Raw genomic sequence first — 12130 nt, forward strand, 5'->3', positions numbered from 1 at the left:
GGGATTGTCATTTGTCTGTGAAATCCTGCGCGCGTCGGGGCGCTCGATCTGGCGGCGGCGGTGTTGAGCGGCCTTGCGCTTTGGACTAACGCGGTGCCCCGGCAACCAAGGTGTGTTTTTGCGATGACGGCTACGATCGCGCTCGTCGATGATGACCGCAACATCCTCACCTCGGTGTCGATCGCGCTGCAGACCGAGGGGTTCCTCACGCGCGTCTATTCGGACGGCGAGACCGCGCTCAAGGCGCTGATCGACAACCCGCCCGACCTCGCCATCTTCGACATAAAGATGCCGCGCATGGACGGGCTCGAACTGCTGCGGCGGATGCGCGAGAAGAGCACGATCCCGGTGATCTTCCTCACCTCGAAGGACGATGAGCTGGACGAGGCGCTGGGCCTCGCGATGGGGGCGGACGATTATATCGCCAAGCCCTTCTCGCAGCGGCTGCTGATCGCGCGCATCCGGGCCATCCTGCGCCGCACCGAGGCGTCGCAGCCCGCCGCGCCCGAGAGCGGCGAGCCGGCCGAGACGGTGCTGGTGCGCGGGCGGCTGTCGATGGATACCGCCCGCCACCGCGTGACCTGGAAGGGCGCCGACGTGACGCTGACCGTCACCGAATTCCTGATCCTGGAAGCGCTGGCGCAGCGGCCCGGCGTGGTGAAGACGCGCAACCAGTTGATGGATGCCGCCTATCACGACGACATCTACGTCGATGACCGCACCATCGACAGCCACATCAAGCGCGTGCGGCGCAAATTCCGGCAGACCGACGCCGATTTCGACGCGATCGAGACGCTGTATGGAGCGGGCTATCGCTTTTCCGAAGAGTGACGACCGCGAGCTGACGCTCCGCTGGTCCGCGCGGGTCTCGCTGACCCCGCGCATCCTGTTCGTCAACGTGTTCGCGCTGGCGCTGCTGGCGGGCGGGTTCTTCTATCTCGATTCGTACCGCAGCCGGATCGTCGACAGCCGCGTCGCGCAGGCCGGCCGCGAGGCGCGGCTGATCGCCGAGGCGCTCGGCGCGGTCGCGCCGGACGCGCGGGCCGGGGTGGCGCTCAGGCTGGCGCGCGATACCGGCACGCGCATCCGCCTGTATGACGACGCGGGCCGGCCCGTGCTCGACACGCGCGCGCTGGGGGAACGCAACTTCGTGCTGCTCGACCCCGACAAGCAGGATTGGGGCATGGCGGCGGCGCGGTTCCTCGACGCGATGATCGACACCGTCGTCGGTGCCCCCCGCGCGCCTTTGTATCGCGAGCACGCTGCGGGGGCGGACTGGCCCGACGTGCAACTGGCGCGCGGCAGCCAGCGCGCGCCGGCGACGGTGTGGCGCGCGCCCGACCGCACCCCGGTCATCACCGCCGCCGCCGCGGTGCCCGGCGACGGCGTGGTGATGACGACGGTCAACGCGCGCGACATCACCCAGACGGTGCGGTTCGAACGGTTCCGGCTGAGCGTGGTGCTGCTGATCGTCTCGCTCGTCTCGGTGCTGCTGTCGCTGTTCCTCGCGCGCACGATCGTGCGGCCACTGCGGCGGCTGGCGCGATCGGCGGTGCGCGTCCGGCTCGGCCGCGCGCGCGAGGTGGTGGTGCCGCGCCTGCCCTCGCGCCGCGACGAGATCGGCATGCTCGCGCGGGCGCTGTCCGACATGAGCCTCGCGCTGCGCGCGCGGATCGACGCGATCGAAGCGTTCGCCGCCGACGTGACGCATGAGATGAAGAATCCGCTCGCCTCGCTGCGGTCGGCGGTGGAGGGGCTGGCCAGCGTGCGCGATCCCGAGCTGCAGCGGCAATTGCTCGCGATCGTGCGCGACGACGTCCACCGGCTCGATCGGCTCATCACCGACATCGCCGAGGCGTCGCGGCTCGACGCGCAGCTCGGCCGCGCCAAGTTCGAACCGGTGGAGTTGGGCGCGCTGATCGCCGGGCTGATCGCGCAGCACGGCGCGCGCGGCGTGGGGCATGACGTGGTGCTGCGCTTCGATCGCCCGATCGGCGGCGGGCCGCTGATCGTGCTGGGGGAAGGCGCGCGCCTGGAACGCGTGTTCGAGAACCTCATCGACAACGCCATCTCCTTCTCGCCCGAGCGCGGCGTGATCGCGATCTCCGCCGCCGAGGAGGGCGACGAACTGGTGATCCGCGTCGAGGACGAAGGGCCGGGCGTTCCCGAAGAATCGCGCGAGACGATCTTCCACCGCTTCCATTCGTTCCGGCCCGAGGACGAATCGTTCGGCAAGCATTCGGGGCTCGGCCTCGCCATCGCGCGGACGATCGTCGAGGCGCATCACGGCACGATCCATGTCGAATCGCGGGACGACCGGATGCACGGCGCGCGCTTCGTGGTGCGGCTGCCGGCCGGGCCGCGGGCATGACACCCGCGCGGCTCCACGCCACCTGCGTGGCGATCGGCGAGCAGGCGGTGCTGCTGATCGGCGCTTCGGGCAGCGGCAAGTCCGATCTGGCGCTGCGGCTGATCGATCGCGGCGCCACGCTGGTGAGCGACGACCAGACGCTGTTGACGGTCGCCGAAGGCACGCTGACCGCCGCGCCTCCCGCGACGATCGCGGGGCTGATCGAGGTGCGCGGGATCGGCATCATCCCCCTGCCCCATCGCGCGGCGGCGCCCGTGGCCCTGGTGGTACGGCTCGGCGAGCCGGTGATGCGGATGCCCGAAGCATCGCTGAGCGAAACGATCAACGGCATTGCAATTCCGCTGGTTCGGGTCGATTCTCATGAGGCTTCTGCGCCGCTCAAAGTGGAATTGGCGCTGCGGCGGGTCACAGGCGGAACATCATGAACACGTTGAGCGGTGGCGACCGCAAGGATATCCTACTGGTCACCGGCATGTCGGGCGCGGGCAAATCGACCGTGCTGCGCACGCTGGAGGATCTCGGCTGGGAGATCGTCGACAATCTGCCGCTGGCGCTGCTCGACCGGCTGCTGAGCGCGCCGCTGCCCGAGGGCGCGGATGGATCGTCGCAGCCGCTCGCGATCGGCATCGACGCGCGCACGCGCGACTTCGATCCGGCCCGGATCGTCGGCCGGATCGACTCGCTGCGCGAAGGCCACGGGCTCGATATCGGCACGTTGTTCCTCGATTGCGCGGGCGGCGAGCTGGCGCGTCGCTATTCGGAGACGCGGCGGCGCCACCCGCTCGCGCTCGACCGGCCGGCGGTGGACGGCATCGCGCGCGAACGCGAGCTGCTGGCGCCGCTGCGCAGTTGGGCCAACCGGCTGATCGACACCACCGACATGACCGCCAACGAACTCGCGCAGCAGGTCCGCGCGACCTTCTCGGGCGAGCGGCTCGGCGAGCCGACCTTGCAGGTGATGTCGTTCGGCTTCGCGCGCGGGCTGCCGCGCAGCGCCGATCTCGTCTTCGACATGCGCTTCCTGCGCAACCCGCATTGGGTGCCAGAGCTTCGTCCCGGAACGGGACTCGATGCCGATGTCAGCGCCTATGTCGCCGGAGACCCCGCGTATGACGCCGCGCTGCGGCAGATCGAATCGCTGCTGCTGCTGTTGCTGCCGCGCTACAGGGCGGAGGGAAAATCCTATGTGACGATCGCCTTCGGTTGTACCGGAGGGAGACACCGATCGGTTCATGTCACGGAGCGGGTCGCGGCACGGTTGCGTGACGCCGGTTTTTCCCCCACGGTCGCGCATCGTGATCTTGCTGCATCGCCGCAAGACTCGCTGGAGGGCGCCCGCGAGGCAGCCGACGGGGGCGGGACGCAGATTTGATGAGCAGGATTCGGCGATGATCGGGCTCGTATTGGTGACCCACGGTCGGCTGGCCGACGAGTTCGTGACCGCGATGGAGCATGTCGTCGGCAAGCAGGAACGGATCGCCACCGTCGCGATCGGCCCCGATGACGACATGGAAGCGCGCCGCAACGACATCGCGGTTGCGATCAAGACGGTCGATGCCGGGCGCGGGGTGATCGTGCTGACCGATCTGTTCGGCGGCACGCCCTCCAACCTCGCGATCTCGCTGATGGAGCGCGGGCGGATCGAGGTGATCGCGGGCATCAACCTGCCGATGCTGATCCGGCTCGAATCGGCACGCAAGGCGATGAAAGTGGTGGACGCGGTCGCCGCGGCGCGCGAAGCTGGCCGTAAATACATATCGGTAGCCTCCGAAGTTTTGGGAGAAGCGGCGGCGTGAGCCAGATTGCCCGGACGGTCCTCATCACCAACAAGCGCGGCCTGCACGCGCGCGCGAGCGCCAAGTTCGTGACGCTCGCCTCGACGCTCCCCTGCGAGGTCGCGGTCGAGAAGGACGGCGCCGGATCGGTAACGGGCACGTCGATCATGGGGCTGATGATGCTGGGCGCGGCGATGGGCGATTCGATCGTCATCCGCGCCGAGGGCGACGGCGCCGAGCAGGCGGTGAGCACGTTGGCGGAACTGGTCGAGGCGCGCTTCGGCGAGGATTGAGATTTACGATCCGTTCGTGCTGAGCTTGTCGAAGCACGGACCAAGCGGCCCGGTGTTTGACGCACGTGCTTCGACAGGCTCAGCACGAACGGTGTAGTGCTCAGGTCAGCCCTCCATCGCCTCCACATTGGCCAGGACGCGCTTGAGCAGCCCGAGCAGCGTCTCGACCTCGGCGTCGGACAATCCGCGCATCGCCTCGACATTGCCCTGACGTAGGATCTCGCGCCCGGCGGGGAGCCGCTCGCGCGCGGTTTCGGTGAGTGAGATCAGGCTGCTGCGGCGATCGGCGGGATCGGGTTCGCGCTGGACGAGGCCGTCACGCTCCATCCGCGCGATCAGTTGCGCCATCGTCGGCTGCTCGACCTTGGCCCAGCGCGCCAACTCGGTCTGCGATTTCTTCTCGCCGTCGCGCAGCGCCGACAGCACCGGAAGCTGCGCGGTCGCGAAGCCGACCGCCGCGAGCCGCTTGTCGCCGATCCGCGCCAGCGCGCGCGCGATGCGGGTGAAATAATGACCAGGCGTGAGCATCGGCGTCCAAACGGACTCGGCCATTGCATAGGCTCCTATGTTTATGTATAGGCCCCTATGTACATCGAGGAGGCCAGTATGACAATCGACCCACGCATCGCGATCATCGGCGGCGGCCCCGGCGGGCTGATGCTGGCGCGATTGCTGCACCTGCGCGGGCTCGCGCCGGTGGTGTTCGAGCGCGATGCGGATGCCGATGCGCGGCCGCAGGGCGGATCGCTCGATCTGCATTCCGACACCGGCCAGCATGCGATGCGCGCCGCTGGGCTGGAAGACGCGTTCCGCACGCACGCGCGGCCGGAGGATCAGGGCGACCGGCTCTACGACGCGGACGGCACGTTGCTGTTCGACCGCGACGGCGCGGGCGACGATCGCCCCGAGATCGACCGCAGCGCGCTGCGCCGCATCCTGCTCGAGTCGGTTCCGCCGGGGATGGTGCGCTGGAACAGCGGGGTCGAGGCGATCCGTCTTGGGGATGCGGGCCACATGGTCGTCAGCGCGGCGGGGGCGGAAGCGTTCGATGTCGTGGTCGGCGCGGACGGCGGCTGGTCGAAGGTGCGCGCGCTGCTCGGCGATGCCCGGCCGCGCTATGAAGGCGCGGTGTTCGTCGAACTCGGGTTCGATACGCGGCGGCACCCGCAGGTCGATGCGCTGGTCGGGGCCGGCAAGATGTTCGCGGTCGGCGACAACCGCGCGCTGATCGGGCAGCGCAACGGCAACGGCCACATTCGCGGCTATGCCGGCTGGCGGATCGACGAGGCGGATGCGCGCGCGCTCGGCGCGATGCCGCCCGAGGCGGTGCGCGCTGCGGCGCTGGCGGTGTTCGAAGGCTGGTCCCCAATGCTGCGCGACATGATCGTCAGCGGCGATCCGCTCGGCGTGCGGCCGCTATACGCGCTGCCGATCGGGCATCGCTGGGCGAGCGTCGCGGGCGTGACCTTGCTCGGCGACGCCGCGCATCTGATGTCGCCGTTCGCGGGCGAAGGCGTCAACCTCGCGCTCGCCGATGCGGTCGATCTCGCGGCGGCGCTGACGTCGGGCGCGGGGTGGCCGGCGATCGCGCGCTATGAGGCGGCGATGGTCGCGCGTGCCGTGCCGGCGGCGCAGGCGGCCGCGCGCGGGATGGCGGCGGTGCTGTCGGGCGCGGGCGCCGCCCCGATGCTCGACCATTATCGCGCCCGGCTGGGCGGATAACGGGGGGGGGCCGGATATCAAATTTGTCACGGGACATCGCGCGCCGCGACTTTATCGTCGGCGGGGCGTTTTCGACTGGCGGTGTTCGCGGCACGGCCTGTCGTGAGCACCGACCCTTTGGAGGCCCCGATGTCCAAGACCCGAACCTTGCCCCGCACGCTGAACCGGGCGCTGAGCGGCGCCCTGCTCGCCACCACCCTGCTCGCCGCCGGCTGCGCGACGCAGACCCCGTATCGCCCCGCGACCGGATCGGGCTTCGCGCGGACCGGCTATAGCGACCGCCAGATCGAGGCGAACCGATTCATGGTGAGCTTCGCCGGCAACGGCTACACGCCGCGCGAGACGGTCGAGCGCTATCTGCTGTTCCGCGCCGCGCAACTCACCGTGCAGCAGGGCTACGACTATTTCGTGCTCGCCGACCGGCAGACCGACAAGAGCACGCGCACCTATGCGACGCCCGAGCCGTTCGTCGGCGGACCTTATGGGTATTGGGGTCCGGCGTGGAGCTATTACGGGCGCGGCTTCGGGTGGCGATCCTGGAGCCCGTTCGCGGGCGGCCCCTATTGGGATCGCAACATCGACATCCAGACGATCGATAAATACGAGGCGCATGCCGAGATCGTGCTCGGGCATGGTCCGAAGCCCGAGGGCAACGTCCGCGCGTTCGACGCGCGGGACGTGATCAAGAACCTCGGCCCGACGATCGTGATGCCCGAGCCGAGCAAGCGCTGACTCCGCGCGCCCTGGCGGAGGCCGGGGCGCGCCGCGTCACGCCGGCGCCGCGAGGCGGGCGGGCGCGTAGCGTGCGGGATCGATCGCCGCGGCGATCGGATCGGGCGTAGTACCGAGCAGCACGGCGGCGGCGAGCGCGGCGGCGGCGGGCGCGGTCTGGATGCCGAACCCGCCCTGCCCCGCGCACCAGAAGAAGCCGGGCACGCGCGGATCGAAGCCATAGACGGGCAGCCGATCCGGCGCGAAGCTGCGCAGCCCCGCCCAGCGCCGTTCCAGGCGGGCGACGCGCCAATCGACGACGTGCTCGAACCGGTCGATCGCCAGCGCGACGTCGATCTCCTCGGGCTGAACGTCGGACGGCGCGGCCGGGGTCTCGTCATGCGGGCTGAGCCACAGCCGCCCGCCCGCCTCGGGCTTGAAATAGAAGCGCCCGGCGATGTCGGCGACGTGCGGCAGCCCCGCGGGGGCGGGCGGATCGGTGAGCAACTGAACGACGGTGCGGCGATAGGCGGTGATGCCGATCGGCGCGGCGCCGGCGATCCGCGCGACCGCATCCGCCCATGCGCCGCCCGCGTTGACCAGAACCCCCGCGCGATAGGTCTCGCCGCCGGTGACGATCGTCCACCCGCCGCCGCTCCGCGTCGCCGCGCGGAGTGGGGAATCGACCGCCAGCACCGCACCGGCGCGCCGCGCGGCGGCGAGGCAGGCGGCGTGAAGCCCCGCCACGTCGATATAGGCGCAGCTCGGCTCGAACACGCCGAGCGTCCATTCGGGGCGCAGGCCCGCAACGTGATCGGCGGGATCGACGGGTTCGAGCGCGATGCCGCTGCCCGCGAACTCGGCGAGGAACCGCTCGATCGCCGCCGCGTCCCCGGCGCGGCCGATGTGGAGCGAGCCGAGCGGCTGGAGAAACCCGCCCGCCTGCAGCGCCGGACCCGATGCGGTGGTGAGCGGCGCGACTCCCGGCCCGCCATAGGTTTCCGACCAGAAGGCGGCGGAGCGGCCGGTGGCATGATAGCCGGGCGCGCTTTCCGCCTCGATCAACAGCACGCGGGCGCGGTCACCGATCGCGGCGGCGACGCTCGCGCCGGCCATGCCCGCGCCGATGATCGCGATGTCGAACCCCGTCATGGCCGCCCGCCCAGGCGCGCGGCCAGGAACGCGTCGATCTCGGCGAGGGCGCGGTCGCGCACCGCATCGACCTCGCGCAAGATCTCGTGCGCGCACTCACGGCCGAAGCGCACCACGCGCGCGTCCGGCAGCCGCGCCGCCACGCGCAGCGCCGCGCGCGCCGAGACGAGCTGGTCGTACTCGGCGAGCAGCATCAGCACCGGAACGCGCACGTCGGCGAGGCGCGGGTCGGCGCGCAGCAGGCGGGTCGAGGCGAAGGCTTCGATCAGCCAGCGCCAGCTTGGTGGCCCGAGCACAAGATCGGGCTGCACCGTCTGCCAGTGGATCTCATCGCGATAGCGCGCATCGTCATGGGTGAGCAGCGCCTGGCGGGTCGCGGTGGTGGCGGGATGCTCGTTGCCGCGCCACGCCCGCCGCGCACCATCGCCGCGCCCGCCGATCCGCCGCGCCGCCCATTCGCCGAAGCCGGCGCCGACCGGGGTCTTCAGCCCGAGCATCGGCGCGACCAACACCGCCGCATCGGGCGCGATGCACCCTTCCGCCATCGCGCGCAGCACGAGATGGCCGCCCATCGAATGGCCGATCGCGACCGTCGGCCCAACCGCGCCCTTGCGCCACACCCGCCAGAATTCCTCGAAATCGGCGACGTAGAGCGCGAAATCCTCGACATGGCCGACGCGCGGGTCGCCCGACAGCCGCCCCGAGCCGCCCTGCCCCCGCCAATCGAACGCGCTGATCGACCAGCCCTGATGGTGCCAGTGCGCCAACGTCTCCAGATATTTCTCGAACACGTCGCCGCGCCCGGCCTGGAACAGGATGCTGCCGCGCGGGCTGGCATCCGCCGGCCAGTCGAACCGGCGGAGCATCCACCCGTCGCGCGCGCGCCAGAAACCGACCCGGGCGCCGGCGGGAATGGCGCGGCGATGGGAGTGCGGCGACAGCATCGACTCTGGTTACTTTTTTGAAAGCCATTCCGTCTAGGCGCTTTCAGATGGGTGGGACGCTATTCGTGACATTGCTGCCGGGCGCGCTGGCGCTGCTCCTGGTCTGGGCCGGGATCGAGGACGCGCGCACGCGCGAGATCGCCGACTGGAAGAACATCGCCATCGCGCTGCTCGCGCCGCTGTGGTGGCACGCGAGCGGCATGGCGCCGTGGCCCGACATGGCGCTCCAGATCGGCCTCGCGGCCGCCGTGTTCGGCCTGTTCTGCGGCGTGTTCGCGTTCGGCTGGATGGGCGGCGGCGACGTCAAGATGATCGGTGCGCTCGCCTTGTGGTTCCCGCTGCAGGCGCTGGTGTGGATGCTGGTGGTGATGTCGATCGCCGGCGGGGCGCTCACCATCGTGATGCTGTTCGATCGCGCCCGCGACCGCACCACGCCGATCGAGGTGCCGTACGGCGTCGCGATCGCCTTCGCGGCGCTGCTCGCGATGCGTGAACTGCATCTTAACCACCCAAGCATAGTTGCTTGAACTCCAATTAGCCGGGCGTCGAAAGGCCGAGATGGACAGTCGCAAAATCCTGTTGCTGGCGAGCGCGCTGGTGGTCGCCGCCGTGACCGCCTTTCTGGCGCGCAGCCTGATCGTGGGCGCGCCGACGCCCCAGGCGGCGGCGATCGCGACCGCCGCGCCGGTGAGCGGCCCCGAAGTGCTGGTGGCGACACGCGCGCTGCCGGTCGGCACGATCCTCGACGCGACCGCGCTGAAGTACCAGCCCTGGCCCAAGGAGCTGGTCGAGAACGCCTATTTCATCCGCCAGGGCAATTTCGACGCCAAATCGCTGCAAGGCACGGTGGTGCGCAACCCGATCACCGCCGGCCAGCCGATCACGCAGGGCGCGCTGGTCAAGCCCGGCGACCGGGGCTTCCTGGCCGCCGCGCTCGGGCCGGGCATGCGCGCGGTGACGGTGCCGGTCTCGCAGCAGAGCAGCGTCGCCGGCTTCGTGTTTCCCGGCGACCGGATCGATCTGGTGCTCACGCAGAACGTGGTGGGCGGCGGCGACGGGCCGCCGCTCAAGGTCGCCGAGACGGTGATGCGCAACCTGCGCGTCCTCGCCACCGACCAGCGCACCGACAATAGCGTCGACGAGACCGGCAAGACCCAGGTCCGCAGCTTCTCGATGGTGACGCTGGAGGCGACGCCCAAGCTCGCCGAGCAGATCGCGGTGGTGCAGACGCTCGGGCAGCTTTCGCTCTCCCTGCGAAGCCTCGCCGATAATCCGTCCGAACTCGAACAGGCGATCGCCAGCGGCGCGGTGAACGTGCCCGACGGCAATGATCCCAAGGCCGAGAAGGCGATGATCGCCAAGGTCGCCGCGCAGCCGAGCGCGGGCAGCCTTTCGTATGAAACCGGCGCCGACGTGTCGCGCTTCCAGCGCCGCACCGTGCCGGGCAAGCCGGTCGATGCGACCGCGCCGGGGGGCGCGGTGGCGCTGGCCAAGGGGCCGGTCGTGCGGATCGCGCGTGGCAATACCGTGACCGATGTCGCGGTTGGGGGGAAGAAATAGGATGCGCGCTGTTTCGAAGTCGATCGGCTGGCCGCTGGCTGCCGCGCTGATCGCGGGCGCGGCGAGCGCCGCGCCGCTGAAGCACGCGCCGGCGAGGCGCGCCGTCGCCGCCGTGGTGCCGGCCAGCACGCTTTTGCAGGTGAGCACCGGGCGCGGGCGCCTGATCGACCTGCCCCGCCCGATCACCGACGTGTTCGTGGCGAGCGACGCGATCGCCGATGTGCAGGTCCGCTCGCCGACCCAGCTCTACGTGTTCGGCAAGGGCCAGGGCGAGACGACGGTGTCCGCCACGGCGGCCGGCGGCGCAGTGGTGTATTCGGCGACCGTGCGCGTCGGCAACAATTTCGACACCATCCAGCAGATGCTCGACATGGCGATGCCGGATTCGCACATCATCGCGACGACGATGAACGGTCTGGTGCTGCTGACCGGCACGATCGCGAGCCCCGGCGACGGCGCCGAGGCCGAACGGCTGGTCCAGTCCTTCGTCGGCGACACCACCAAGGTGCTCTCGCGGCTGAAGACCGCGACGCCGCTGCAGGTGAACCTGCAAGTGCGCTTCGCCGAAGTGAGCCGCAGCTTCGTGAAGAACATCGGCGTCAACCTGACCACCTACGACAAGGCCGGCGGTTTCCAGTTCGGCCTCGGCCAGGGACGCCCCGCCGTGCCGCAATATACCCCGTCCGGCGGCCTGTTCACGGGCATGTCCAAGGCGGACAGCGGCAGCAGCGTGCTGACTTCGATCGCGAACGGAACGACGATCGGCGCGGCGGGCAAATTGCTCGGAGTGAACATCCTCTCCTCGCTCGATCTCGGCGAGCAGGACGGCCAGGTGACGACGCTCGCCAACCCCAACCTCACCGCCCTGTCGGGCGAGACCGGCACCTTCCTCGCCGGCGGGGAAATCCCGATCCCGGTCAGCCAGGGGCTCGGCGCGGTCTCGGTCGAGTATAAGCAATATGGCGTCAGCCTCGCCTATACGCCGACCGTGCTCGCCGATGGGCGCATCTCGCTACGCGTCCGGCCCGAAGTGTCGCAATTGACCTCCGAGGGCGCGGTGACGATCAGCGGCGCGACGATTCCCGCGCTGAGCACACGGCGCGCCGAGACGACGGTCGAACTCGGCTCCGGGCAGAGCTTCATGATCGCCGGGCTGCTTCAGAACGACCACAACAACGCGATCAGCAAGGCCCCCGGCGTGGGCGACATGCCGGTGCTCGGCGCGCTGTTCCGATCGAACGCGTTCAAACGCAACGAGACCGAACTGGTGATCGTCATCACGCCGTATCTGGTCAAGCCGGTCGACGCCAACCAGATCGTGCTGCCGACCGACGGCTATAAGGCGCCGACCGATCTCGACCAGATCTTGTTCGGCCAGCTCGGCGGCGGGACAAGCGGCGCGCAACGGCCCAAGCCGCGGCTCGTCGCGCCCGTGACGGCACCGCCGGCGATCGGCGCGGCGACACCCGCGCCGCCGATGCCGGGCACGCCCGCCGCGCCACCGCCGCGCGGCACGGCGGTGGCCGCGACCGATCCAAAATCGCAGCAGCCCGGCGCGGCGGCGCCCGGCTTCGACAACTGACGCTTCGCGAAGGGCAATGT

General features: G+C 70.2%; 14 protein-coding genes. 11 read left to right on the forward strand and 3 right to left on the reverse strand.

Annotated elements, in window-relative coordinates:
* The first annotated feature begins 123 nt into the window (after positions 1-123).
* Genes PX554_RS10025 through PX554_RS10050 form a run of 6 tightly spaced genes read left to right on the forward strand, consistent with a single transcriptional unit; the run spans position 124 to position 4439 of the window.
* Positions 124-831 carry a response regulator transcription factor gene (locus PX554_RS10025; protein ID WP_093219413.1) on the forward strand — a complete coding sequence of 236 codons (708 nt, stop codon included), beginning with the start codon at positions 124-126 and terminating at the stop codon, positions 829-831.
* On the forward strand, positions 800-2371 hold the full coding sequence (locus tag PX554_RS10030; RefSeq protein ID WP_275501254.1) for a sensor histidine kinase: 1572 nt from the start codon (positions 800-802) through the stop codon (positions 2369-2371). The genes PX554_RS10025 and PX554_RS10030 overlap by 32 nt, the downstream gene beginning before the upstream one ends.
* The gene (locus PX554_RS10035; protein WP_093219418.1) at positions 2368-2796 is read left to right on the forward strand and encodes an HPr kinase/phosphorylase; all 429 of its coding nucleotides are present in this window, start codon (positions 2368-2370) and stop codon (positions 2794-2796) included. The genes PX554_RS10030 and PX554_RS10035 overlap by 4 nt, the downstream gene beginning before the upstream one ends.
* A complete protein-coding gene (gene rapZ / locus PX554_RS10040) occupies positions 2793-3743 on the forward strand; it encodes an RNase adapter RapZ (protein ID WP_275501258.1) in 951 nt (316 codons plus the stop codon). Before PX554_RS10035 ends, rapZ begins: the two co-directional genes overlap by 4 nt.
* Before the next feature lie 16 nt (positions 3744-3759).
* Positions 3760-4167: a PTS sugar transporter subunit IIA gene (locus tag PX554_RS10045; protein ID WP_093219424.1), complete on the forward strand. Its 408-nt coding sequence runs from the start codon at positions 3760-3762 to the stop codon at positions 4165-4167.
* Complete coding sequence (locus PX554_RS10050; RefSeq protein ID WP_093219426.1) at positions 4164-4439, forward strand: HPr family phosphocarrier protein; 276 nt, start codon at positions 4164-4166, stop codon at positions 4437-4439. The genes PX554_RS10045 and PX554_RS10050 overlap by 4 nt, the downstream gene beginning before the upstream one ends.
* 105 nt (positions 4440-4544) lie before the next feature.
* Here the strand turns inward: PX554_RS10050 and PX554_RS10055 are convergent, their stop codons facing one another.
* Positions 4545-4991 (reverse strand): MarR family winged helix-turn-helix transcriptional regulator, encoded by a 447-nt coding sequence (locus PX554_RS10055; RefSeq protein ID WP_275501265.1) that lies wholly within the window; start codon positions 4989-4991, stop codon positions 4545-4547.
* Between the two features lie 54 nt (positions 4992-5045).
* Here PX554_RS10055 and PX554_RS10060 point away from each other — a divergent pair, with 54 nt between their 5' ends.
* Both PX554_RS10060 and PX554_RS10065 read left to right on the forward strand, forming a co-directional pair.
* Positions 5046-6161: an FAD-dependent oxidoreductase gene (locus tag PX554_RS10060; RefSeq protein WP_275501267.1), complete on the forward strand. Its 1116-nt coding sequence runs from the start codon at positions 5046-5048 to the stop codon at positions 6159-6161.
* A 129-nt stretch (positions 6162-6290) separates the two neighbouring features.
* Entirely contained in the window at positions 6291-6893 is a 603-nt protein-coding gene (locus tag PX554_RS10065; RefSeq protein WP_093219431.1) for a CC0125/CC1285 family lipoprotein, read from the forward strand.
* Positions 6894-6929: 36 nt separating this feature from the next.
* Here PX554_RS10065 and PX554_RS10070 read toward each other — a convergent pair whose 3' ends face one another.
* Positions 6930-8024, reverse strand: coding sequence for an NAD(P)/FAD-dependent oxidoreductase (locus tag PX554_RS10070; protein WP_275501270.1), 1095 nt, complete (start codon positions 8022-8024; stop codon positions 6930-6932).
* Positions 8021-8968: an alpha/beta fold hydrolase gene (locus PX554_RS10075; RefSeq protein WP_275501271.1), complete on the reverse strand. Its 948-nt coding sequence runs from the start codon at positions 8966-8968 to the stop codon at positions 8021-8023. The genes PX554_RS10070 and PX554_RS10075 overlap by 4 nt, the downstream gene beginning before the upstream one ends.
* Before the next feature lie 47 nt (positions 8969-9015).
* On the opposite strand from PX554_RS10075, the gene PX554_RS10080 reads away from it, so the two are divergent.
* The 3 genes from PX554_RS10080 to PX554_RS10090 are packed head-to-tail and all read left to right on the forward strand — an operon-like array spanning position 9016 to position 12110.
* Positions 9016-9495, forward strand: coding sequence for an A24 family peptidase (locus PX554_RS10080; RefSeq protein ID WP_275501274.1), 480 nt, complete (start codon positions 9016-9018; stop codon positions 9493-9495).
* A 31-nt stretch (positions 9496-9526) separates the two neighbouring features.
* Complete coding sequence (gene cpaB, locus PX554_RS10085; protein WP_275501276.1) at positions 9527-10528, forward strand: Flp pilus assembly protein CpaB; 1002 nt, start codon at positions 9527-9529, stop codon at positions 10526-10528.
* 1 nt (position 10529) lies between these two features.
* A complete protein-coding gene (locus tag PX554_RS10090) occupies positions 10530-12110 on the forward strand; it encodes a type II and III secretion system protein family protein (protein WP_275501278.1) in 1581 nt (526 codons plus the stop codon).
* Positions 12111-12130: the final 20 nt, after the last annotated feature.

This window comes from Sphingomonas pollutisoli (genome assembly GCF_029167165.1).
Classification (GTDB): Bacteria; Pseudomonadota; Alphaproteobacteria; order Sphingomonadales; family Sphingomonadaceae; genus Sphingomonas; species Sphingomonas pollutisoli.

Excerpts from the sequence above, each read along its gene's own strand:
- PX554_RS10080 (WP_275501274.1), top strand. The coding sequence starts at position 9,016 with ATGGGTGGGACGCTATTCGTGACATTGCTGCCGGGCGCGCTGGCGCTG.
- PX554_RS10055 (WP_275501265.1), bottom strand. The coding sequence starts at position 4,991 with ATGGCCGAGTCCGTTTGGACGCCGATGCTCACGCCTGGTCATTATTTC.
- PX554_RS10045 (WP_093219424.1), top strand. The coding sequence starts at position 3,760 with ATGATCGGGCTCGTATTGGTGACCCACGGTCGGCTGGCCGACGAGTTC.
- PX554_RS10025 (WP_093219413.1), top strand. The coding sequence starts at position 124 with ATGACGGCTACGATCGCGCTCGTCGATGATGACCGCAACATCCTCACC.
- PX554_RS10035 (WP_093219418.1), top strand. The coding sequence starts at position 2,368 with ATGACACCCGCGCGGCTCCACGCCACCTGCGTGGCGATCGGCGAGCAG.
- PX554_RS10090 (WP_275501278.1), top strand. The coding sequence starts at position 10,530 with ATGCGCGCTGTTTCGAAGTCGATCGGCTGGCCGCTGGCTGCCGCGCTG.
- PX554_RS10065 (WP_093219431.1), top strand. The coding sequence starts at position 6,291 with ATGTCCAAGACCCGAACCTTGCCCCGCACGCTGAACCGGGCGCTGAGC.
- cpaB (WP_275501276.1), top strand. The coding sequence starts at position 9,527 with ATGGACAGTCGCAAAATCCTGTTGCTGGCGAGCGCGCTGGTGGTCGCC.
- PX554_RS10030 (WP_275501254.1), top strand. The coding sequence starts at position 800 with ATGGAGCGGGCTATCGCTTTTCCGAAGAGTGACGACCGCGAGCTGACG.
- PX554_RS10060 (WP_275501267.1), top strand. The coding sequence starts at position 5,046 with ATGACAATCGACCCACGCATCGCGATCATCGGCGGCGGCCCCGGCGGG.
- PX554_RS10070 (WP_275501270.1), bottom strand. The coding sequence starts at position 8,024 with ATGACGGGGTTCGACATCGCGATCATCGGCGCGGGCATGGCCGGCGCG.
- rapZ (WP_275501258.1), top strand. The coding sequence starts at position 2,793 with ATGAACACGTTGAGCGGTGGCGACCGCAAGGATATCCTACTGGTCACC.
- PX554_RS10075 (WP_275501271.1), bottom strand. The coding sequence starts at position 8,968 with ATGCTGTCGCCGCACTCCCATCGCCGCGCCATTCCCGCCGGCGCCCGG.